The organism is Microcystis panniformis FACHB-1757, from assembly GCF_001264245.1.
In the GTDB taxonomy this organism is placed as follows: Bacteria; Cyanobacteriota; Cyanobacteriia; order Cyanobacteriales; family Microcystaceae; genus Microcystis; species Microcystis panniformis.
Window position 1 is genome coordinate 5,182,279 of the sequence record NZ_CP011339.1, and the last position, 23,071, is coordinate 5,205,349.

The following is a 23,071-nucleotide window of genomic DNA, read 5'->3' on the forward strand; positions in this document are numbered from 1 at the left end:
CATCTAAGCTCTCAGCCGTCAGCCTTTTGCTGATGTGAGTAAACAGTGAACTGAAAACTCAAATCCGATCCCTAATAGCTGTATCCCGTCTCGGAGTCTCGGAGTCTCCTGTATCCCGTCTCGGAGTCTCGGAGTCTCGGAGTCTGGGAGTCTCGACTAGGAAATTAATTTTGCACGACTACTTATTTGTTTTTCAGCATTGCCTTTCACGATGCTCCTCTAAATCTCTAGCTTGATTTTCTCACCTTGAGTGTGTGACTGCTCACCTCTTTGTAATAAACCTACACCTGTCAGGGGGGTGTGGGGTAGTGGAGCATTTGGCTGAAATTTCCCTAAACCCCTAAATCCCTATCACCCTATCACCCTATCACCCGACTCCTGACTCCTGACTCCGCGAGAGATTAACTTGCTTGGGAGGAGACAAAACCCGATAACTCGCGAAAACGGATCTCATCGCGGTGGGGATCAGAGCGACTAACTTGCACTTGAAAGCGATCGCCTAAAGATACCGATCGCTCAAAACGATGGGGTAATTCTAACCCCAATTCCTCCAATAAAATTAAGCCTAAATTTTCCTCTTCCCGCAGCCAGCGTAAAACCAAAGCTTGCCAGACTTGATCTCCCTGTCGTCGCAAGAATTCCAAACTCCAATAACGATTAGTTTGCCGTTCCACTGAGGTGGCTTCCAGGGCCGAACTAGCGACACTATAGAGAATTTCCTGCATTCTATCCCGGGTAAAAGGCAGTTGATCGCCCCGAAGATGGGCTTTTAGTTGAAAATGGGTCAAAAGGTCAGTATAACGGCGAATTGGCGAAGTTACTTGGGAATAGGTATTCAATCCCAGACTAGCATGACGGTTAGGAATCGTCGTCATCTCACTGCGCGGCATACAGCGACGCAAGGCACAGGAACGCACCGGGCCCGCAGGTAGTAAAATTAACTCCTCATCAGGGGGTAATTCCGGTTGTGGTTGTCCGCGGAAAGGCACAGGTATCTCGTGTTCCTGACAGTAGCGACCGGCGATTTCTCCAGCTAAAATCATCATTTCCGCCACTAATTGCCGAGATGGGGAAACCTCCTGCAATTCTATGATAATTTCGTCGTTAGCCTTCACCTTAATGGATGATTCTGGCATTTGGATGTTAATCGATCCCTGAGATTTGCGCCATGCGTGGCGTTGTTTTGCCCAACGGTTGAGAATCTTCACTTCCGGTTCATGCTGCAGATCCAGATGTAACATTTCATCCACATCTTCGTAGGTGAGGCGATAGGTGGGTTTAATTGTACTAGGATGGATCCGATAATCGGCGATCGCCCCCGTTTCATCGAGGATTACCCCAAAACTCAAGGCGGGACAAAGTTTACCCTGTACCAAACTCATTGGACCGGCGGCCAACTCTAGGGGAAACATGGGAACCATTCCCGTGGGAAGATAGAGACTGGTACTGCGACGACGCGCTTCTAGGTCTAATTCATCATCGGGAAGCACTAAACGGCTAGGATCGGCAATATGAATCCAGAGACGATGACCACCATCCGCGAGAATTTCCACCGATAATCCGTCATCGATTTCCTCGGTACTTTCATCGTCGATAGTATAAATTTTTTGGTGGGTTAAATCGAGACGATTGTTGACATCCGCATCCGCAGGGGGATTGAGTAAATTAAGACGCGTCACATCAAGTACCTTTTTCGAGAATTGAACAGGGTAGGAACTGCGTCGCAGGAAAAGGTTTTCGTGACTACTCCACCATTTCAAATCGACTAACAATTCAAAAGCAGCCTCGGGGGTTTGGGAACGGCCCAGCAGCGAGAGTATGTCCATGGCTGCTGGATATTTTTGTTCGGGTTGGAGGATAAATTTTTCTAGAGATTCCAGACGAATTCGATCGCTTTCTGACCATTCTACCGTTTCACCGGCCAGGGCCTGTTGGAGACGTTGGAGAAATTGGCCTTTTTCCCGTTGACGCTGTTGTTCCACCTCTAGCTGGTGTTTGATTTCCTCTACCTGATTTTCCGAGCGGGCCTCGTAACCATCCCCTTTATTTTTAAAATAAACTTTATCATCACTCAAGAGACAATGGGCCGCATAGCAAAACTGCGGACTGCGATCGGAAAAGAGAATCTCGGCCATGGTTTCGGGAGTGACTAACTGATTTTCCCCGGCTAATAATTCCCAGGCCACTTCTAAACCACTAGGATCTAGATAGGGTTGGACTTCCCGCAGAAAATTTCCGATCTCTTTATAGTTGGATGGACCACCCTTGATAATGTAATCGAAGCGTTGGGGACGCAGTTTATGCGGGTTTCCCCCTTGATCGATGACGATCCAATCTTTTTTACCTTCTGGGCGATCGATCACCCCTAAGCGCCTTTCTCCTTGGACTCGAAATTCTACCAGCGTTCCCTTTTCCACTGCTTCCCCTTACTGCCTATCTATTTTGTCTATTTTCTATCATCCTCGATCGATTACTCGATCGGCAAGAGCAATCATCAATCCCCACCCACTAGATAGGTATAGCGTCGCAAACTGCGTTCATAATCCTGTAGTAGTAATTGGGATTCTTCCACCGTCATGCGATTTTCCTGCAAAGCTTGTTCACAACGAAGACGAATTCTTTCTAACAGGTCTTCCGCAGAATACTGCACATAACTTAATACTTCCGTGATCGTATCTCCTTTGACTAGATACTCGATATCGTATCCCTTGGGACTCATCTGAATATGTACCACGTTAGTATCGCCAAAAAGATTATGTAAATTGCCCATAATCTCTTGATAAGCACCCACCAGAAACATTCCTAGATAATAGGGTTCTGGAGAATGTTTCCCGTTTTTGTACTCCAACGGATGCAATTCTAAAACTGATTTTATGTCCCCGCGCAAATCGATAAACTGGGCAATTTTCCCGTCACTATCACAGGTTAAATCGGCGAGAATCCCTCTTTGGGTAGGTTCTCGATCGAGACGATGGATCGGCATAATTGGAAATAGTTGATCGATCGCCCAACTATCGGGAACTGACTGAAAAACCGAGAGATTGGCATAATAAATTGAGGCCATAATTTGCTCTAAGTCTTCCAAGTCATCGGGAACATAATCCTCTTGTCGGGCCACTTGCAGAATTTTGTGACAACAAGCCCAGTACAATTGTTCGGCTCTAGCTCGTTCCTTGAGACTGAGATAACCGAAATTAAACAGACTAATCGCCTCCTCTTTGAACTGTCCCGCATCGTGATAAGCTTCCTGATAATTGCGCTCATCGATACCCGTGTAGGTTTCCCAGAGATTACGGAGGATGAGATGTTCTTTCCCATTGCTGGGATCGGGGGGATTTTGGGGAACCTCACTACTTCCCAAGATATCAAAGACTAACACCGATTGATGAGAAGCGATCGCCCGGCCACTTTCACTGATGAGAATTGGGGGTGAAATCTGGGCATCTTCACAAGCTTCCTTGACCTCAGCCACGATATCATTGGCATAATTCTGCATATTGTAGTTTTTTGAGGCGTAGAAGTTAGTTTTTGAGCCATCGTAATCGACCCCTAAACCACCCCCCACATCGAGATAGGTCATATTTGCCCCTAATTTCGCTAATTCCACATAAATCTGACTAGCTTCGCGAATAGCATCCTTAATGACGCTAATAGCGGAGATTTGCGACCCGATATGATAGTGCAGCAGTTGCAGACAATCTAACATCCCCGCTTGTTCTAATTCCGTCACTACCGTTAGGATTTCCGGGACGGTTAAACCGAATTTTGCCCGGTCTCCCGTGGAACATCCCCAACGGCCCACCCCTTTTGTCCCCAGTTTCGCACGCACTCCCAAATGTGGGGCAATTCCTAACTGACGACTGACGCGCAGGGTTAAATATAATTCTTCCAATTGTTCGATGACAATCAAAGGCCGATGACCGAGACGAGTGGTCAAAAGAGCGGTTTCGATGTATTCTTTGTCCTTATAGCCGTTACAAATTAGCAATGGTTGTGTTTTGTCATTTTTGCCGTTTAAGGCAGGTTCTAGGGTAGCTAAAGCAATCATTAGCTCAGGTTTTGAACCAGCCTCCAACCCAAATTGATAGGGTTTACCAAAACGCACTAAAGACTCGACGATGTGACGGTGTTGATTGCACTTGATCGGATAGACACCGCGATAGACATTGGGATAATTATAACGGGCGATCGCTCGGCTAAAACAGGCATTCAGGCGCTCGATCCGATCCTCAAGGATGTCACTAAACCGAATTAACAGGGGTAAACCGATATTACGCCGCTTAATCGCCGAAACTAACTCGTATAAGTCCAAAGAACCGCCCCTTTCTCCCTGAGGCGAGACGGTAATATTTCCTGCGGCATTGATCGAGAAATAGGGTTCTCCCCAGCCTTGGATGCGATAGAGATTTTCGCTATCTTCGATCGACCAATGTTTAACGGGGGCAACTTTTTCGAGGTTGTTACCGTCAGAAGGGGCCAGATCCACTGGAGATAATTGCTTTTCTTGTTTCTTAAGTTGAGTTTTACCCGCCATTGTCTATCGATCGCTCCGTGTGAGACTCCGATCTTCTATCTTAAGTCAGACTTCCTGTCTGCGACCAAGATTCCGATCGTGATAGAATTTACTAGCCGTTAGGAGGCAGGATTCAGGAGACAGGAGATAGGAGATAGGAGATTATTTGTATTTTCTCCCCATCCCCCATCACCCTAGGGTTGATTCATAGTAGGGTTGATTCATGAATCAACCCTACCCATCACCCCGTTCCCCTGTTCCCTGCTACCAAAAATTTTATAGTGAACCGCTTATGCAATTATTAGACTCAAAAGGACGTTTATTCGGTAAATTTAGCTTGCTTGATATTGGAGCGGCCTTAGTAATTTTATTGACAATTATCGGTATTTTTGTTGTACCGGGGACAAGTGGTAAAAGTACGATCGCTAAAGTTACCAAAGAACCCATAGAAGTGGATGTTATTGTCCGGGGTTTAAGTGTTCTCAATCCCAATGCTTTGATTAATCAATTCAATACCGAGAAGAAAACTAATATTGTTATTCGTAATCAACCGGCCGGTCAAGTGGATATAAAAAATGTTAAACCTTTATCGAGAAATGTCTTAGTTCCGCAGCCGGATGGTAGTGTAAAAGTCCTACCCGATCCCCGCACAGAAAACTATTCTCAAGATATGATTATGACTCTCAGTGGTCAAGCGGAAGTTACCGATACCGGTGCGGTTGTTGGCGGTCAAAAGGTGAAAATTGGCACTTTAATCGAGTTGGAAGGAGATAATTATAATTTCAACACCAGTGTTATCGATGTCCGTTTACCAAAAAGGTCTTAAACAGTGATCAGTGAGCAGTAATCAGTGAGCAGTAATCAGTGAGCAGTAATCATTGACCAGTAATCATTGACCAGTAATCAGTGAAAAGACAGTAGGAAACTTCCATGTAACACTGCTCACTTGAAAACTCAAATCTGATAACTTACGGCTCTTCGTTACTTGTTATGGTTCGATAGGGGGGCATAAATCGACTAAATCCTTATCTGGCAAGAGACTTAATTGATTAGTTCGCTCTAGAGCAAAAACAATTGACAAAAATCGCTAAATGCCTTTCTCTATAAGGGTTCCATACCTTATAACCCCCGTCCATTGCATAACACAAACCGAAGAGCCTAACTTACCCACTGATAACTGATAACTTACCCACTGATAACTGATAACTGATAACTGATAAGAGGATTAACTGCTATTTATACACCGCCTTTAGCTCGTTTGATCGAGCAGTTACAAAAATTACCCGGGGTGGGACCCAAAAGCGCCCAACGTCTGGCCTTGTATATTCTCAAACGACCGGAACAGGATGCGATCGAATTGGCCCAGGCGATCGTAGCAGCGAAAAAACAAGTAGGATTATGTCAGGTTTGTTTTCATCTTTCGGCCGAACCGATTTGTGAAATTTGCCGCAATCCTAACCGGGAAACGGGGACTATCTGTGTGGTAGCTGATTCCAGAGATGTGATTGCTTTGGAGAAAACTAGGGAATATTCGGGCAAATATCACGTTTTGGGCGGTGTTATCTCACCTATGGATGGAATTGGACCGGATCAATTAAATATACAGTCTTTAGTCACCAGAGTCAGCCAGAAAAAAATTCAGGAAGTTATCTTAGCTATCAGTCCCAGTGTCGAAGGGGAAACCACGACTTTGTATATCGGGGGTTTACTGAAACCCTTCACTAAAGTTACCCGTATCGCTTTCGGGTTGCCCATGGGCGGCGATCTGGAATACGCTGATGAAGTAACTTTAGCGAGAGCTTTAGAAGGTCGTCGGGAATTGTAAAATCTCGCCAAGGTTGGGATTAAGTAGGGCTTGCTGAATAAATGTGAAATGTAGGCAAGGTAAGGGTTTTGTGGCTTTTCTCGTGAAACAGGTGCAAGATTTTGAGAGAATCGTGCTTCAACACCCTGCGTCTTCATCGGCCCGCGTCCTGTAGGGGCGAAGCATTCGGGCAATAACCTATCGGTGAAACCGGAGATTTTCTATCCGAATGCTTCGCCCGTACTTTTTGCCGCAAACCCTAAGTAGGGAGGCACAATTATTTGTAGGATGGGTTAGCGGTAGTGTAAACTATGCGGGCGTTGGGTTTCATGCTTCAACCCAACCTACGTTCATCTTATATTTAATTCCACCCACCTACTTAGACATTATTGAGGACAATTATTCGGCCCGACTACTCAAAGGGTTATTGAGATTGCCAGTGCCAGGACGTTTGACACTATGGGATTGTAGGAGTGAGATCGCCTGTTGGTACTGGGGATCATCCTTAGTTCCCAGCAAAGAAGGATCATCGCGGAAGCGCAGCTGTTGTTCCCGGGTTAACTCGATCTGCACATCGGGTTTAATGCCTTTTTTGTAGATATTTTCGCCGTTGGGGGATAATAACGGGCAATTGTCACCGCTAAACCAGAACCGTCGGAGAGGGTGTGTACCGATTGGACGGTACTCTTGCCATAGGTCGATGTACCTACTAAAGTCGCCCGGCCATTTTCTTTTAGCGCTCCAGCGAGGATTTCGCTGGCACTCGCTGAACCTTTATTAACCAAGACTACTAGGGGTAAATCGGTAATAGCGGTGTTATTGGCGATAAATTGACGATCTCCGCCCCGTCGATCGATGGTGCTAACGATTTTGCCCTGTTTCATCCACATACGAGCGATATCGACACTAGCAAATAGTAACCCGCCGGGGTTGCCCCGTAGATCGAGAACATAGCCGGATATCTGTTGTTGACTTAATTCCTCGATCGCCTGTTTCATTTGTTCGGCTGCGTGGGAACTAAATTCATCCAGTTTGATATAACCAACTTTCACCCCACCTTCCTGTTTAAGGGTATAGCTAACGGAGGGGATTTCGATATCTACCCGGGTCAAAGTCACTTCAAATACCCCTTGATTGGGACGGGCAAGCTGTAAACTAACGCTAGTACCCACTTCTCCCTGTAGTGCCTCCATTGCCTGTTCTAGGGTCATTAAAGCGGTGGGTTTGCCATTAATTCTGATCAGGCGATCGCCGCTTTTCACTCCCGCTTCCTTGGCGGGGGATTTTTTCACCGTATCGACAACAACCAGATCGCTAGTGCGTTTATCGAGAGCTAAACGTACCCCAATTCCCGATAATTCTCCGGAAGTTTGACTGGTGAGGACAGAAAATTCCCTAGGAGTTAAAAAACGGGTATAAGTATCACCCAATTCCTTTAAAGCTTCGCGGATTGCTGTGTAAGCTTGTTGGGGATTAGTATAATTTCTGCTTAACAATTCTTGACGTTTTTTTTGCCAGTCAATTTGATGAAAACCACGATCTACAAATTCATTATTAACAATTTGCCAAACTTGGTCGATGACTGCTTTCGGGTTATCTTCTAAGGGTTTTTCCCCTTTGGCTGCGGGGGTGAGGACCATCAGGGAACTAACTGCTAGGGTAGCGATCGCACCTCCAGATAGGAGTTTCTGCACGGAAACGAACGAGGGACGCGACTGGTTCATAAAGACAAAGCCAAAATAAGATTGACGTTTCAATAAAGCCATTCAAAAAGCGGGAGCATTTTGCCTTCGAGGGAGGTGAGGAGCAGTGTTAACTACGACTTTCGTATAGATAAGGGAGTTCCTTGTCTGGCTCTAATATCCACTATAATTCTAGTTCTATAAAATCGAGCAATATCTGACGATGAATTTTTCCTAAAGGACGAGTCTGATTAATCTTCTGGGAATAGTATTCCCCTTGAAGGATGGCAGCCGGAGGTAATAATGCTAAATCTTGCCCTTCCGTTTGCACTAATTTTTCTAATTCCACGGTCAGGGGTACATGATAAAGATAACGAGAGAGATTATCATCGTTGTAAGAGCGAAAATAGCGTAAACTAGGGGCTTCGTAGTTAATTTCTTCTTTTAACTCTCGTTTTAACCCTATTTCTGGACTTTCACCCGCTTCCAAGTGACCACCAAATAAACCCCACACCCCCGGATAGAGAATCGTCGGGATGTCGTCGCGCAACTGCATTAAAAAGCGACCGTCCTGTTCTAAAATCGCCAAAGCAACAAATATCATCAGTTATCAGTTATCAGTTATCAGTTATCAGTTATCAGTTATCAGTTATCAGTTATCAGTTATCAGTTATCGGTTATCGGTTATCGGTTATCGGTTATCGGTTATCGGTTATCGGTTATCGGTTTTTGGTATTTTCTTGGCAGGTTTTTAGAATAGCCCAAAGCATTTTCCCAATTTCCTCCGCGTCATCATTAATACTTTGAAAGGCTCTTTCCTCTATGTAATTCGTGTCTTTCAATAGAGACAGCCAATACTTTGTTTCTAGACATTCTTTATAAGCTATTGACATTTTAGCTCGAAAATCAGCTTGAGAAATAGCTCCATTAGCCTCGGCAATGTTAGCCCCGATTGAAGTGCCACTCCTTAATAGCTGTTTTGACAAAATATATTCTTGTTTAGTTTCACACAAATATTTATAGCCTTTAACAATCCTAATGGCAAATTTATAAGCTTTGTCATAAACTTTACTCTCCATCTGTTTACCCCGCTACTGATTACTGATTACTGATTACTATTTCTCGTTTTGTTTATGGGGTAAAAAGAAAGCATCGAGGGGATCTGGGACGGGTTTAATCACTGCGGGGGGATTGGGTTTAACGGGGGTAACGACGGGAGTTTCTGGGGGTTTTGTTGCGGTTGCGGTGGGAATTGTCACCTGTCGGGGATTTTCCAGGGGTTTAGTTGAGACTGGGGGAGAATTATTTTCTGGGGGTTTAACTTCTGAGGTGGGGGAAGGTTTAATTTCTGGGGACGGGGAAGGAGTGGGAACCGAATTAACAGCTACTGCATCCATCTGTTCTAATTCCACCACATACACCTCGTTAACGGTTTGGGAACCTTGGGGAATAGCTTCAAAGTCAATTTTGCCCTTAATGACGATTTCTTCGCCTTGACGGGGTAATTTATTGCTATTGGTGCGAATCCAAATCTTACCGGACCCATCCTGCAAAAGATAGGCTCCTCCCGCTAAAAAAGGGGCATAATTGCTGACAGTTCCCCTAAGATAAACTAAAGCGCCTTTTGGTTTTTCCTGTAATTGCTCGATCGCTGTTAGGGGAGGATCACCGATGTAGGGAACGGCAATACCGAGGTCAGCAAGGGTACTACAACCGAATAACCCTAGCAATAATAATAAACTGCTGATGCGCCCTACACGAGTCTGGATAGACATTCTTGCTTTAACCTTAACGAGTGCTATTAGCCAATCTTTTTGACCATAGAATGGATCCGAAAGATTTTTGTTCTCGGTATTATCATAGAATGTCCGTAACTACTTGCCAAATTCTCGACGGGAAAGCCTTAGCTCAAAAAATCCAACTTGCTCTAGGAGAGCGCATCCAGACGCTAAAATCTCCAATGGGAAGACCTCCGGGGTTAGCGGTGTTGATGGTGGGGGATAATCCTGCTAGTGCCGTTTATGTACGCAATAAGGAGAAAGCTTGTACTAAAATCGGCATGGCCTCTTTTGGTCGTCATTTTCCCACCGATACAAGTGAACTAGAAATTTTAGCGGAAATTGTCCGTCTCAATCAAGATGAGCGGGTGGACGGGATTTTAATTCAATTACCCTTACCTAAGCATTTAGACGCGGTTTCCCTTCTCTACCAAATTGACCCGAAAAAAGATGCTGATGGTTTACATCCTCTCAATTTAGGCGGTTTAGTGCGGGGTGATGACTGTATCCGCAGTTGTACTCCTGCGGGGGTCATGGCACTGCTGAAAGAATATAATATTCCCATAGCCGGTAAGCACGCGGTGGTGGTGGGTCGCAGTATTCTAGTGGGGAAACCTTTAGCTTTAATGTTATTGGAGGAAAACGCTACGGTAACTATTGCTCACTCGCGCACGGAAAATCTGGCAGAAATAACCAGAAGTGCCGATATTTTAGTACCTGCGGTCGGTAAAGCGAATTTAATCACCCCGGATATGGTAAAACCTGATGCGGTGGTGGTGGATGTGGGGATTAATCGTGTCGCTGACCGTTTGGTGGGAGATGTGGACTATGCGGGGGTTTTAGAAGTGGCTAGTTATCTTACTCCTGTCCCCGGGGGTGTCGGTCCGATGACGGTGGCAATGTTATTAAAAAATACCTTGTTAAGTTACGAACGTAAGTTATAAATCCGCAGCTACCAGCTATCAGCTATTCAGCGATTCTACCGATACAATTTTGTCAATCTAGCAAGTGGGGATTTTTACGGGGAAACTCTCTTTTAAAATTGGGCTTTACTTTTGATTTTATTACTCAATCCAAGCTTTTGGGGGTTCTACCCCCCAAACCCCCCGTTGGGGGCGTGGCGCCGCCCCCAAACCCCCCGCGCATTAGTTTTTCGGTGGGATGCTTACAGGCAGCCGCTGACGCATCTGTAATAATTTAAGCGTCACTGATAATTGCTGATTGTCGGTATTTCTGCAAATGTGAGATGCACCTACTTGATTTTTTTTAACTATGTTGGTAGGATTTTACAAAACTGGATAGACTATACTTTGCACGGCTACAACTTGCATTTTTTACTCAAGGACAATAATATAGTTTAAGAGTCATAATTAGAAGCAAAGCACTCATTAAAAACATGATTAACCTAGAATTCACGGAAGAAGAAAAGAACTCACTGTATTATGAAAGATTTCATCATCCCCATCCCCGGGTTCAACTGAAGATGGAAGTTCTCTGGTTAAAAAGCCAAAAGATAAGTAGTCGTGCAAAATAAATTTCCTAGTGAAGAAAGGCAAAAGGCAAGAGGCAAGAGGCAAGAGGTGGTTAGATATGTGTAATTAATTTTGCTTAGGTACTTACCGCACCAAAAAATTTGTCAGTTAGCAGGAATCTCGCCAAATACCTTATTAACCTATCTTCGCGATTATCAAGAAGGCGGAATAGAAAAATTAAAAGAAATCAACTTCTATCGCCCTAAAAGTGAATTAGAGTTTCAAAAGAAACCCTCAAAAAATACTTCGAGAAAAATCCACCAGCCACAATAAATGAAGCTGTATATAGGATAGAAGAATTGACGGGAATAAAACGAAGTCCTACCCAAGTGAGAAAATTTTTAAAATCAATGGGAATGAAATGTTTAAAAGTAGGTTCTCTTCCTTCTAAAGCTGACCCAGATGAACAAGAGGACTACAAAGAAAAAAAGCTAGAACCCAGACTAAATGAGGCAAAAGAAGGAAAAAGGGCTGTTTTTTTTGTTGATGCCGCTCACTTCGTCATGGGAGCATTTCTCGGTTTTGTTTGGTGTTTTGAGAGACTTTTTGTTAAGTCACCGAGCGGGCGTAAACGCTTCAATGTTTTAGGAGCATTAAATGCAATAACTCATGAAGTTATTCTGGTAACATATGAAACTTATATTACGGCAACTCAAGTCTGTGAACTCCGGTCAAAAATAGCTGCTTTAGGACTAATGATTCCCATCACTCTAGTCTTAGATAATGCCCGCTATCAAAAATGTAAAATTGTTGAAGAATTGGCTCTTTCTTTGTCAATAGAGCTGCTCTATCTGCCGTCTTATTCACCTAATCTAAATTTAATTGAAAGGCTGTGGAAATTGGTCAAAAAGAAATGTTTATATGGTAAATATTATGAGAACTTTTCTGACTTTTCTTCAGCTATTTATGAATGTCTGAATGATGCCCATCTGAAACATAAAAAAGAACTGGATTCCTTGCTGACTCTACGATTTCAGAAGTTTAATAAATCTCAGATTATGAACGTCTAAAGTATAGGAGATTTTTGGTCATGATCTTTATTATCCCGATTATTCTTGGTGCGGCTGCCTTAGTTACTGCTGGTGTGGGTGTTAGTGCTGGTGCTAATGGTGTCTCCAAGCTACAAAAGGCGGAAAAAATTGGCAAAAGTGCCGAACAAAGATACAAAAAAGCCAATAAATCCCTAGAAAAAAAGTTTCAAGCTACCCAAAAATTCGCGGAAGAATACGGTCAACTGCAAATTAATGTCAAAATCAACACTATCGGCAGATTTATTAAGTTTATTAGCAGAATTGATCGGCTCTTCTGGTTTCTGTGTGGAAACGAGGTCTATACCGATAGAATATCCGCAAAATAGTCCTAAAAGTTTTGCCCAATAAGCACTTCAGGGTTCCATAAGCAAAAATTATCACACAAAGTCGAGAAGAGCCATTGATCAAAGAATTAGTCAAAGAATTGGTCAAAATTCCTCCCCATCCCATCAACGCTTCTTAGAAGGGTTTGAGGGATTTTCTGCCGAACAATTCAAGGAATATAAAGCAGAAGTGTTAAACGCGCAAAGTGTGGCTGTGGGGGGTTTAAAAGTAGTGAGAGTCGCTTCGGCAGCCAGTCAGGGAACCCTAGGATTAATTGGTCTTTTCGGTACTGCTAGTACAGGAACAGCAATTAGTGGACTTAGTGGGGCAGCCGCTTGGAATGCTACCCTAGCATGGTTAGGAGGTGGTTCTTTAGCTGCCGGTGGTGGTGGGATGGCTTTGGGAACAGTGGTTTTAGGAGGTATTACCGTCGGACCGGCTTTAATGATTGGTGGTTTTGTCTTAGGAGGAGAAGGGAAAAAGTCCCTAAGTAAAGCTATCGAATACGCCAAAGAAGTGGATAATAAAATAGCTCAATTAGATAAAAGTAAGGGTTTTTTAGGACAAGTTCAGCGCAGAATTAAGGAGTTACAATACCTCGTTAATAGTCTGAATAGTATAGCTATTAAGAGTTTAAATGAACTGGAGTCACGATCTAATTTTAATCCCCATCTAGAGGAAGATGCATCCAAGTTTCGGGAGGTACTGCTTTTAATTAAAGCTTCATCGGAAATCATGAAACTGCCTATCCTAGACGAAAAGGGAAAATTAACCAAAGCAACGGAAAATCTCGGAGAAAAGTACCGCCATCTCTTAGAAAAATAATAGTAGGATGCCTGCCAAGTAGCTGGTTATAATATAATTAAATTAAAAATGGATTTTAGGTTCGATCCCCCCTACCCCCCTTGATAAGGGGGGTGTCTGGTAATTTTTAACGCCTACCTACTCAGGAATAAAGAAAAACGCTCTAGAATTTAATTTAACAAATATTACCGAGTATTTCAATTAAAGTTAACTCTATTTCTGTAAAGGATTCAATAAAAATACGGCTCTTCTGGTTTCTGTGTGGAAATGAGGTCTATAATGATAGTTTCTTCAGAAAAATAGTCCCAAAAGTCTTTCTCAGTAAACATTTCACGATTCCATAAGCAAAAATTATCACACAAAGTCGAGAAGAGCCAAAATACTTTCACCTCGATAATATTTCTGAATATTTTGATAACTACCCTGCAGCGGATGACGATAAACTTCTAAACATTCCTCCTTGAGATTGATAATCCAAACCTCTTTAATATTTGCTTCTGCATAAAGAGGAATTTTAGTATAGCGATCATAATCGAGGGTAGAATCGGAAACTTCAATAATTAAATAAATATCTTGAGGACAAGGATAGGCAGCAACATAAAAATCCGCTCGAGGTATTAGTAAACTTAAATCTGGTTCTGGTTGAGAATTATTATTTAATCTAATCGGATTTTGTACTCCTAAGAGAATAAGATCGCCAAATTTTCGATAAAATAACTGTGTTAATCTAGCTATACAGGCAGCATGACGGGTTCCCATCGGTGACATTTTGATAATTTCTCCTCGAATTAATTCCACTTTTTCATCGGGTTTGATTATTCCCTGGGTTGTCATTTTTTCGTATTCTTCCACCGTAAACTTACGGGTAATCAGTGATAAAGACATTTTAACTACACTCCTAATATTTCTGCAATAGTGAATTCTATATCGGGAAAAGATGTTATAAAAACCCTCTCATTTATAGAGTATTTCTGAATAGCTTGATAACTACCATTCAGAGGATGGCGATAAACTTCTAAACATTTTTCCTTGAGATTGACAATCCAAACTTCTTGAATATTTGCCTCCGCATAAAGAGGGATTTTAGTATAGCGATCATAATCGAGGGTAGAATCAGAAACTTCAATAATTAAATAGATATCTTGAGGACAAGGATAGGCAGCAACATAAAAATCCGCTCGAGGTATTAGTAAACTTAAATCTGGTTCTGGTTGAGAATTATTATTTAACCTAATCGGATTTTGCACCCTGAGAATAATTTTCTGTCCTAACTTTTGATAGAATAATTGTATTAATCTATCTACACTAGAAGCATGAAGGGTTCCCATCGGTGACATTTTGATAATTTCTCCTCGAATTAATTCCACTTTTTCATCGGGTTTGATTATTCCCTCGGTTGCCATTTTTTCGTATTCTTCCACCGTAAACTTACGGGTAATCAGCGATAAAGACATTTTAACTAAACTCCTACTTTCTCTTTATTCTATCTGGACAGCTTGCCAAGGGGTGACTTATCGGTGTTTAAACCATGAATCGGGGAGATAAACTAACTTTTTGGGTACTTGTACTGATTCTTCGGGAAAAAACAGCGGTTGCTATGGTGACAAAACCGCTAGATCTAACGTCTAGAAAGCTGGGGTAGGATCGAAACTGCCCCAAAAAAGCTACTATAGGTCAGTTGTCGATGTCGAAAAAAATAGCCGTTCCCCTCTGGAACATTAAGTCGAGAAATTTTATGGTTAAGCGAAAACAGCCTTATAGTTTAATTTATCTGCTCACTCTGGTGATCGGTTTGGTGATTGCGATCGCACCTAAGGGACAAGCACAAACCCCCGACTCTAACACTCCTGCCAGCGATCCTAACGAATTAAAACCCTTAAATCAAGCCGATAGTGTCCTGAGTCTTCAGGGGGGACAACGTTTAGTGGAAGAAGCGAACACCGCTATTAATGCCGCTAAATACGATGTCGCGGTGGACAAACTCAATCAAGCGCGTCGGATTTTTAACCAACTATCTAACTATCATCTGCAATTAGCTAATAGTTTCTCAGGAATTGACCCAAAAGTATTCGATTCTCAGCGTCAAAGTGCTTTAAACACCGGACAAATGCGGGATGAAGCCACCTATAAGCTTGCTTTGGTTCATAGAGCGCAAAATCAGCCAGAATTGGCGGTTCCTTTGTTAATTCAGGTGATTCAATCCCAAAACCCCACCAGTGAATTAGGACAAAAAAGCTATCAACAACTCTACGAAATGGGATTTGTCAGCACACCCATCTCCGCACCGACTCCCACCTCCGCAACTCCTAGCAATCCCCCCCACAGCAGTAAATTTTGTCCCCATTGACGAGCTTTCGGTAACAATGGGATCAGAGTATCTTTAATTGTTTTGAGGAGTTACGATGGTTGACTTTCGCCAAGTAGAAGCGATGATTCAAGAACAAATCCCCGATGCACAGGTGATGGTTCGGGATTTAACGGGAGGTGGTGATCATTTGGAAGCGGTGGTTATTTCTGGCGAATTTGCTGGCAAAACCCGCGTTAAACAGCATCAAATGGTTTATGGTGCTTTACAATCGGCACTGGCTACCGAAGCCATCCATGCTTTGGCATTAAAAACCTACACTCCCGACAGTTGGGCAGCAGAAAAATAACAGTTATCAGTTAAGTAGGTAGGTGTTAAAAGTTGTCAGACACCCCCCTTATCAAGGGGGGATTAAGGGGGATCGGCACCCCCCTTATTAAGGGGGGATTAAGGGGGATCGGCACCCCCTTATCAAGGGGGGCAGGGGGGATCCATCTTCAATTTAATTATAACTACTTATCAGTTATCAGTTAATTTTTTTCTAGTTTTCTTTGTGGCTAATTATCTTCACAACACACAGTCTAATTTAATTACTTATGGTTAGTCCTTTACTGGAACCCTTTCGAGAAGCCTATCGCAATTTGGAACTTTTGCCGCTGCGATCGGATAAAGAATTACAGCGTTTTGCTGTCAAATACGGCACAGAAATTATCGACGAATTAGAACAATTGGTAGAAGATAGTCCTTCGGAAGACGGAAAAATTATTCTAGCAGGACATCGGGGTTGTGGTAAGTCAACCCTACTCTATGAATTTAAAAGAAAGTTAGATGATCGCTATTTTGTTGTTTTCTTCTCGATCTCAGACACGATCGAAATGTCAGACGTAAATCATGTTAATATTTTATTCTCGATCGCCGTTCAGATGATGTCAGAAGCGGAAGCCCAAAATTTAACTATTAAAGATTCTATTAAAAAAAGCTTTTATCAATGGTTTGCTGAACAAATTCGCACCGAAACTAATCAAGCAGATGCCACTGTCGAAACGGGTTTTAACTTTTCTTCTTTACTAGCTCACATTAAAGGAATTCTCAAGATTAATTCGACTATTCGCGAGGAAATTAAACAAAAATATGAGCGGAGAATTACCGATTTAGTTGCCCAAATTAACATTATAGCTAGTGCGATCGAGTCCCAAAGTCAGAAAAAAATCTTAGTAATTGTTGATGACATTGATAAAATTGACTTAGCACAGGTAAGGGATATTTTTCAATCCCATATTAAAGCGATTATGCTGCCCGGTTTTCGGATTATTATGACTATTCCGATCGCCGCCTTAAGAGAGGTAGCTTTAAAGGCAACTCTCCAAACAGAAACTAATGATCAGATCGTACAAATGCCTGTATATAAACTCTTTAAACAGGGAGAAATTAATTCACCTAATGCTATACCCGATCCGCAAATGATTGCTACTTTAACCGAGATTATCACTAAGCGCATCGATCCCGCTTTAATCGATCCTGACACCCTTGAAAAAATTTGTCTTTATAGTGGGGGAGTATTACGAGAATTAATTCGCATTACTAATGATTGCTGTCGGGTTTGTTTGCGATCGGTTCGTCGTTATCCTGATGATAATACCCTAAAAATTGATCAAGCTGTTTTAGAACAATCAATCACAGAACTTAGTCTCGATTTTGCTGAAAGTATCGGTACAGCAGATGAGGAAATTATTAAAACTGTTTATGAAAAGTCAAAACCGAAGGATCTCAAGGATCAAAATTTTCTAGATCTGTTGCATGGTTTATATATTTTGGAATACCGCAATGGCGATCTCTGGTATAACGTGCATCCGATTGTGGCTGAGTTAATGAAAAAAAGAGGAACAATTTAATGGGATAAGTAAGTAGTTATAATTAAATTGAAGATGGATCCCCCCTGCCCCCCTTGATAAGGGGGGTGCCGATAGGCGGGGGGATCCCCCCTGATAAGGGGGGTGCGGATCACCCCTTGATCCGTAGGGTTGATTCATGAATCAACCCTACCTAATGGGGGTATCTGACAGTTTTTAACATTTATCCACTTATTATGAATAATGAAACATCTTCAATTATTGACCAAAATGAAAGAGAATACGAAGGTTTAATCGTCTCTCTAGAGGCAAATCAAGAGAGATTAAATATATTGATTTGTGTGTGTGATCAGGAAAAATTGCGAGAAGAAATCATTGATCGCTATAGCAAAGAATTAGAACCAGTAATCCCTTGTTATCGGATTGATTTAGATCAAAAAGAACCGAGTTTAAGAGCAGCAATTGCTAGTTTAGTCTCCAGAAAACCAGAGTTATTACAAAGCAAAAACGCCGTGATCACAACCACAGGAGTGGAAAAATTACACTCGATCGAATGGCAACAGGAAAAATCGGAACTAGATAAATTTTTTGGTTATCTGCAATGGACAAGGGAAGGATTGCGAGAATTTCCCTATTCCATCGTTCTTTGGGTAACAAACACAGTGGAAGTAAATTTACGCAAAAAGTCCCCCGATTTTTGGAGTTGGAGAAAAGGAGTTTTTCGCTTTATTTCTCCTCCAAGTAACTTTTTACCTTCTCAGGAATTTTTACCAATTTTACAATCTTTTGATGAAATTACTATAGATAAAGATATTCCTTCAATCTCTAAAGAAGACTTGTTAGAACTAATCGAGCAAATCGAGGTAAATAAAGGCAAAAAAGAGCCAAGACTAGCGAGTTTATATGCCAGTTTAGCTAAGATTTATAACCTTCGTTTATTATATCGATCGCCATTGGTAGATTATCGTCAGGAACAACAGCTTGCGATCGAGTATTATCAAAAAGCGATCGATTTACAAAAAGAGTTAAATCTAGAACTTGATTTAGTTGCGAGTCTCGACTCATTAGCAGGTATTTACTATTTTCTAGGAGAATACCAAAAAGCGATCGAGTTTTATCAACAGTCCTTAGCAATCTTTCAGAGAATCCGAGATCGCTGGAGAGAAGCAGATTCTTGCAATAATTTAGGCAATGCTTACCGTTTCCGAGGAGAATACCAAAAAGCGATCGAGTTTTATCAACAGTCTTTAGCAATCTTTCAGGAAATTGATGATATAAGGGGAGTAGCGTATTGTTACAATAATTTGGGCAATATTTACAATTACCTAGGAGAATACCAAAAAGCGATCGAGTTTCATCAACAGTCCTTAGCAATCAAACGGGAAATCTCTGATATAACAGGAGAAGCTTATTCCTATCTAGGTTTGGGGAATGTTTACGGTTCCCTAGGAGAAGACCAAAAAGCGATCGAGTTTTATCAAAAGTCCTTAGAAATCTTTCAGGAAATGGAGTATATCATAGGAGAACCAAAGACTCTGTTTAATCTGGGGTTTACCTACTATAAACTCGATCGTATATCGGAAGCGAAAGAAGCATATCTTCAAGCGCGGAAATTATTTCAAGCATTGGGGTTAGCAGGATATGTTCAATATTGTGATCAGGCAATTCGGCAATTATAATTACGGCTCTTCTAGGTTCTGTGTGAGCATGGTATAATAGTAACACAGAACAGGAGGTGGGTTATGTGGATAAATTTTGATCAACTCCTCGATTTACCAAATGTAACAGTGGTCAATTATCAAAAAATTGCTCAGACAATTTTCCTAAAGCTTGCTCTTTTAAATGAAACAATTGAATGTCCGAATTGCCATCAAACCTTAGACAGAATCAATCAGACAGAGTATAATCTAGTCAGAGACTTGTCAATATTAGGTAATCCAGTATATTTAGAAGTACCACGCCGTCAGTTTCATTGTCAAAAGTGCCAAAAGTATATCAGCGAAAGACTGAGTTTTATGAGATTAAGACAGCATCATACAATTCGCTATGAATCGATGATTTATGAGAGAGTAAAAAATTGTAGCATCGAAGAAATAAGTCGAGAAGAAGGGTTAGGATGGTCAGAAGTTGAGTTAATATTTAATCACTGTGCTAAAGAACTAGAAAAGGAAGAGTGGGAAGCACCAGAACGAATAAGCTTAGATGAATTTAGTAACTTAAAAGGACATAAAGATTTCATCACAACGGTCGTAGATATGGACAAGAAAATTTTACTAGATGTGATTAAAGGACATAAGCAAGAAGAATTAATGGAAGCCTTAAAAGCACAGCCAGACGCAGTTCGGGAGAAAGTGAAAGAAGTGAGCGTCGATATGTGGTCAGGATTTACAGCAGTGATCAAGGAATTATTTCCCAATGCTAAAATCATCTATGACCGTTTTCATGTAATGGCTATCATCAATGACGAGCTTAATAAATTGAGAAAGTTAATGGGGGTGCATGAAAAAGGATTACCTCATTTATTATGGAAGAATAAAGAGGACTTAAAGGACGAGCAAAAACAACAACTAGAAGTTATTCTGAAAGAACATCCATGCTTAGGAATAGCCTGGGAAATGAAAGAAGAAATTAGACAAATTTATCAAAGTAGTAGAACGTTCAGAGGTGCTGAGAGAAAATTGGAAAAATGGATAAGAATAGGCGGGATATTATATGAAAGTAGTGCCAGGATGATCCAGAAGCATTTGCCAGGTATTTGTAATTACTTTGAAAATCAGACAACCAACGGATTAATTGAGGGAATGAATACCAAAATAAAGCTTATTAAAAGAATGAGTTATGGATTTACCAATTTTGAACATCTTCGACTTAAGCTGTTTGCTTGCTTTAATTCATAACAAAAATTAACACACGAAAACCAGAAGAGCCTAATTACCCAGTCGCGATCGAGTAAAAATTTGTTGCTTACCCCTTGACTTTTGCTTGTTTTAATGCTATGACTTACTGGACTTGATTGCTTATCTCACCCGATTTTAAGCCAAAACTGATTAAAAACCGCTATAACGTTCCTCTAACCAGGGATCACCTCGTCGATGGTAGCCATTACGTTCCCAGAAACCCAATTGCTCTCGATCGAGAAATTCTAAGCCATTAATCCATTTAGAACTTTTCCACGCGTAGAGATGGGGAACAACTAAACGCAGCGGACCCCCGTGGTCGGGGGGTAAAGGTTGACCAAACAATTGAAAAGCGAAAAAATTATCCTCGTGCAGGAACTCCTCTAGGGTCAGGTTAGTGGTATAACCGCCATAACAGTGTTGCATGACGTGGGTAGCTTCCGGCAGCAGGTCAATTAAGGTCATCAAATCCAATACCTTAACTCCCGTCCAAGTCACATCTAATTTTGACCAACGGGTGACACAGTGAAAATCCTTGGTAAATTCCCACTGCGGTAGGGCCATAAAATCCGACCAGTTAAAAATTTTAGTCGTGGCCACCTTTCCCCAAACCTTGAATAACCATTCCTCGGTCTTGATTTGGGGAGTATCTCCGTAGGTAAGCACAGGAAAACCACTAGCGAGATATTGGCCCGGGGGAACTCGGTCTTGATCGGGAGATTCTGGTTTTTTAAAGAATTTGCCTAACATTGTTTGAGACTCACAACGAAAACCCTAAACAAATCTTAAAATATGAGGGAGCGAAAAGGTTTTCTCTACCTCACTCCCCACCATCAAGTTATTCCTCGTCTTCCCCTTCTTCTTCCTCTTTAGTGGGATAGACAAAGCTGTTAGAACGACCAGAAAGAACAGATTTACCCAAAGATAAGGCTTTTTGCGCTTCCCGCTCCGCTTGCTTTCTCCAGTGCGCTCTCCGTTGGTCGCGCTTGGCATTTGAGGTTTTCTTCTTGGGACAAGCCATAGTATTTTAACGATAGTTATAGACTCACAACCTTTCTATTCTACTCCCTATTTCCCTAATCGGCTCGCTCACTTGTCTGATTCCCTTGCTCACTACTGCCCAAAATATTGATAAAACTTAATAATTATCATTGGCTTACCTATTTATGTTTAAAATCCTATATAGCTATGTAGTCAAGTAATTTCCATCATGGTCACTACCGTCGAACCCCCCTCCCAGAAAAAAGCTGTTCTGCGCGAAACTATCCTCACCCCGCGTTTTTATACCACCGATTTTGAGGCTGCCGCTAATTTTGACCTTTCTTTGCAAGAAACCGAAATCAAAGCGATGTTAGAGGAGATGCGGACCGATTACAACCGGCATCACTTTGAACGTCAGCAAGGATTTGAGAACTATCAAGATAATCTCGATGAAAAAACGAGAAATGCCTTTATAGATTACCTAGAACGCTCCTGTATCTCCGAATTTTCTGGCTTTTTGTTATTTAAGGAACTGTCACGACAACTAAAAAGCCGTAATCCCTTGTTAGGGGAGATATTTCATCTTATGGCTAGAGATGAGGCGCGCCATGCAGGATTTCTCAATAAAGCCATGGCTGACTTTAATATTTCCCTCGATTTAGCCAAAATTACTAAAACCCGGACTTACACCTTTTTCCCCCTTGAATGGGTGTTATATACGGTCTATCTCTCCGAAAAAATCGGTTATTGGCGGTATATTCTCATTTATCGTCATTTAGAAGAACATCCCCAGTATAAATTTAATCCTCTTTTTAATTACTTCGAGAGTTGGTGTCAAGACGAAAATCGCCACGGAGATATCTTTAAAACCTTGCTGCGCGCTAAACCGCAATTGTGGAATAATTGGCGATCGAGATTATGGAGCCGTTTTTTCCTGCTTTCCGTCTTTGCTACCCATAGTTTAACTGTACGGGAACGCTCGGACTTTTATGATGCCTTGGGAATGGATGCGATCGCTTTTGACCAAGAAGTAATTCGTCAGACTAATAATACCTCCGCTCGCGCTTTTCCCACCATTTTAAATGTGGACCATCCCCAATTTTTCCCCCGTTTAAACCGTTGTGCCGAACGTAATTTACAATTAAAAGCGATCGATGAAAGCATCGCTCCCCAATGGCTAAAAACATTGCGGAAGTTACCCTTACAGTTAGGTATCGTCGGGGAGCTATTGCGATTGTATCTGATTAAACCCATAGATGCAGAAGCCACCAGAGAAATGGTACTTTAATCAGTTATCAGTTATCAGTTATCAGTTATCAGTTATCGGGAGACTCCGAGACTCCGAGACTCCGAGACTCCGAGACAGGAGATAGGAGATTAGTTTTATTTATTCTCCCCACACCCCACACCCCACACCCCACACCCCACACCCCACTTCCCCACTTCCCCACTTCCCCACTTCCCCACTTCCCCACTTCCCCACTTCCCCACTTCCCCACTTCCCCACACCCCACTTCCCCACTTCCCCACACCCCCACTTCCCCAACTCCTTTAATCTTTGCTGCGATTC

General features: G+C 42.0%; 22 protein-coding genes and 3 pseudogenes. 14 read left to right on the top strand and 11 right to left on the bottom strand.

What is annotated here, in order from left to right:
- Positions 1–401: 401 nt before the first annotated feature.
- Positions 402–2,417, bottom strand: coding sequence for a ribonuclease catalytic domain-containing protein (locus VL20_RS24320; protein ID WP_052278068.1), 2,016 nt, complete (start codon positions 2,415–2,417; stop codon positions 402–404).
- A 77-nt stretch (positions 2,418–2,494) separates the two neighbouring features.
- Positions 2,495–4,534, bottom strand: a complete 2,040-nt coding sequence (gene speA, locus VL20_RS24325; protein ID WP_052278069.1) for a biosynthetic arginine decarboxylase — start codon at positions 4,532–4,534, stop codon at positions 2,495–2,497.
- 271 nt (positions 4,535–4,805) lie between these two features.
- Between speA and VL20_RS24330 the strand changes: the two genes are divergently transcribed.
- Both VL20_RS24330 and recR read left to right on the top strand, forming a co-directional pair.
- The gene (locus VL20_RS24330; protein ID WP_052278567.1) at positions 4,806–5,339 is read left to right on the top strand and encodes a DUF4330 domain-containing protein; all 534 of its coding nucleotides are present in this window, start codon (positions 4,806–4,808) and stop codon (positions 5,337–5,339) included.
- A 408-nt stretch (positions 5,340–5,747) separates the two neighbouring features.
- Positions 5,748–6,338: a recombination mediator RecR gene (recR, locus tag VL20_RS24335; protein ID WP_043999193.1), complete on the top strand. Its 591-nt coding sequence runs from the start codon at positions 5,748–5,750 to the stop codon at positions 6,336–6,338.
- Between the two features lie 378 nt (positions 6,339–6,716).
- Here the strand turns inward: recR and ctpB are convergent.
- Both ctpB and VL20_RS24345 read right to left on the bottom strand, forming a co-directional pair.
- Positions 6,717–8,041: pseudogene (gene ctpB, locus VL20_RS24340) on the bottom strand (carboxyl-terminal processing protease CtpB).
- A 142-nt stretch (positions 8,042–8,183) separates the two neighbouring features.
- Positions 8,184–8,603, bottom strand: a complete 420-nt coding sequence (locus tag VL20_RS24345; RefSeq protein WP_052278070.1) for an NUDIX hydrolase — start codon at positions 8,601–8,603, stop codon at positions 8,184–8,186.
- On the opposite strand from VL20_RS24345, the gene VL20_RS30470 reads away from it, so the two are divergent.
- Entirely contained in the window at positions 8,536–8,754 is a 219-nt protein-coding gene (locus VL20_RS30470; RefSeq protein WP_128575302.1) for a hypothetical protein, read from the top strand. The two genes, VL20_RS24345 and VL20_RS30470, sit on opposite strands and share 68 nt — an antisense overlap.
- Here VL20_RS30470 and VL20_RS24350 read toward each other — a convergent pair.
- Together VL20_RS24350 and VL20_RS24355 are read right to left on the bottom strand one after the other, a co-directional pair.
- The gene (locus VL20_RS24350) at positions 8,719–9,078 is read right to left on the bottom strand and encodes a four helix bundle protein (RefSeq protein WP_052278071.1); all 360 of its coding nucleotides are present in this window, start codon (positions 9,076–9,078) and stop codon (positions 8,719–8,721) included. The genes VL20_RS30470 and VL20_RS24350 overlap by 36 nt on opposite strands.
- Positions 9,079–9,114: 36 nt before the next feature.
- Positions 9,115–9,774, bottom strand: coding sequence for a single stranded DNA-binding domain-containing protein (locus tag VL20_RS24355; RefSeq protein WP_052278072.1), 660 nt, complete (start codon positions 9,772–9,774; stop codon positions 9,115–9,117).
- An 89-nt stretch (positions 9,775–9,863) separates the two neighbouring features.
- Between VL20_RS24355 and folD the strand changes: the two genes are divergently transcribed.
- The 5 genes and pseudogenes from folD (at position 9,864) to VL20_RS24380 (ending at position 13,489) form a co-directional block, all read left to right on the top strand.
- Entirely contained in the window at positions 9,864–10,721 is an 858-nt protein-coding gene (folD, locus tag VL20_RS24360) for a bifunctional methylenetetrahydrofolate dehydrogenase/methenyltetrahydrofolate cyclohydrolase FolD (protein ID WP_052278568.1), read from the top strand.
- Positions 10,722–11,173: 452 nt separating this feature from the next.
- Positions 11,174–11,293, top strand: a pseudogene (locus VL20_RS30475) (IS630 family transposase); the annotation flags it as partial.
- A 103-nt stretch (positions 11,294–11,396) separates the two neighbouring features.
- Positions 11,397–12,319 (top strand): annotated as a pseudogene (locus VL20_RS30480) (IS630 family transposase); the annotation flags it as partial.
- A gap of 20 nt (positions 12,320–12,339) precedes the next feature.
- On the top strand, positions 12,340–12,666 hold the full coding sequence (locus VL20_RS24375; protein WP_052278074.1) for a hypothetical protein: 327 nt from the start codon (positions 12,340–12,342) through the stop codon (positions 12,664–12,666).
- A 187-nt stretch (positions 12,667–12,853) separates the two neighbouring features.
- Positions 12,854–13,489 (top strand): hypothetical protein, encoded by a 636-nt coding sequence (locus tag VL20_RS24380; protein ID WP_284525910.1) that lies wholly within the window; start codon positions 12,854–12,856, stop codon positions 13,487–13,489.
- 333 nt (positions 13,490–13,822) lie between these two features.
- On the opposite strand, the gene VL20_RS24385 is transcribed toward VL20_RS24380, so the two are convergent.
- Positions 13,823–14,353 (bottom strand): Uma2 family endonuclease, encoded by a 531-nt coding sequence (locus tag VL20_RS24385; RefSeq protein ID WP_052278075.1) that lies wholly within the window; start codon positions 14,351–14,353, stop codon positions 13,823–13,825.
- A 5-nt stretch (positions 14,354–14,358) separates the two neighbouring features.
- Complete coding sequence (locus VL20_RS24390) at positions 14,359–14,922, bottom strand: Uma2 family endonuclease (RefSeq protein ID WP_052278076.1); 564 nt, start codon at positions 14,920–14,922, stop codon at positions 14,359–14,361.
- Between the two features lie 230 nt (positions 14,923–15,152).
- Between VL20_RS24390 and VL20_RS24395 the strand changes: the two genes are divergently transcribed.
- The 5 genes from VL20_RS24395 to VL20_RS24415 all read left to right on the top strand — a co-directional run bounded on the left by VL20_RS24395 (position 15,153) and on the right by VL20_RS24415 (position 20,520).
- A complete protein-coding gene (locus VL20_RS24395; protein ID WP_128575303.1) occupies positions 15,153–15,815 on the top strand; it encodes a hypothetical protein in 663 nt (220 codons plus the stop codon).
- A 55-nt stretch (positions 15,816–15,870) separates the two neighbouring features.
- Positions 15,871–16,122, top strand: a complete 252-nt coding sequence (locus tag VL20_RS24400) for a BolA family protein (RefSeq protein ID WP_002755721.1) — start codon at positions 15,871–15,873, stop codon at positions 16,120–16,122.
- A gap of 247 nt (positions 16,123–16,369) precedes the next feature.
- Entirely contained in the window at positions 16,370–17,665 is a 1,296-nt protein-coding gene (locus tag VL20_RS24405; protein WP_052278078.1) for a P-loop NTPase fold protein, read from the top strand.
- A 194-nt stretch (positions 17,666–17,859) separates the two neighbouring features.
- A complete protein-coding gene (locus VL20_RS24410; RefSeq protein ID WP_052278079.1) occupies positions 17,860–19,302 on the top strand; it encodes a tetratricopeptide repeat protein in 1,443 nt (480 codons plus the stop codon).
- Between the two features lie 63 nt (positions 19,303–19,365).
- A complete protein-coding gene (locus tag VL20_RS24415) occupies positions 19,366–20,520 on the top strand; it encodes an ISL3 family transposase (protein ID WP_052275466.1) in 1,155 nt (384 codons plus the stop codon).
- A 150-nt stretch (positions 20,521–20,670) separates the two neighbouring features.
- Here the strand turns inward: VL20_RS24415 and VL20_RS24420 are convergent, their stop codons facing one another.
- On the bottom strand, positions 20,671–21,270 hold the full coding sequence (locus VL20_RS24420; RefSeq protein ID WP_052278080.1) for a sulfite oxidase-like oxidoreductase: 600 nt from the start codon (positions 21,268–21,270) through the stop codon (positions 20,671–20,673).
- Positions 21,271–21,358: 88 nt separating this feature from the next.
- On the bottom strand, positions 21,359–21,541 hold the full coding sequence (rpmF, locus tag VL20_RS24425) for a 50S ribosomal protein L32 (protein WP_004161392.1): 183 nt from the start codon (positions 21,539–21,541) through the stop codon (positions 21,359–21,361).
- Positions 21,542–21,730: 189 nt separating this feature from the next.
- On the opposite strand from rpmF, the gene acsF reads away from it, so the two are divergent.
- Positions 21,731–22,789, top strand: a complete 1,059-nt coding sequence (gene acsF / locus VL20_RS24430) for a magnesium-protoporphyrin IX monomethyl ester (oxidative) cyclase (RefSeq protein WP_052278081.1) — start codon at positions 21,731–21,733, stop codon at positions 22,787–22,789.
- Between the two features lie 28 nt (positions 22,790–22,817).
- Here acsF and VL20_RS31375 read toward each other — a convergent pair whose 3' ends face one another.
- Complete coding sequence (locus VL20_RS31375; protein ID WP_158499386.1) at positions 22,818–23,039, bottom strand: hypothetical protein; 222 nt, start codon at positions 23,037–23,039, stop codon at positions 22,818–22,820.
- Positions 23,040–23,071 lie beyond the last annotated feature (32 nt).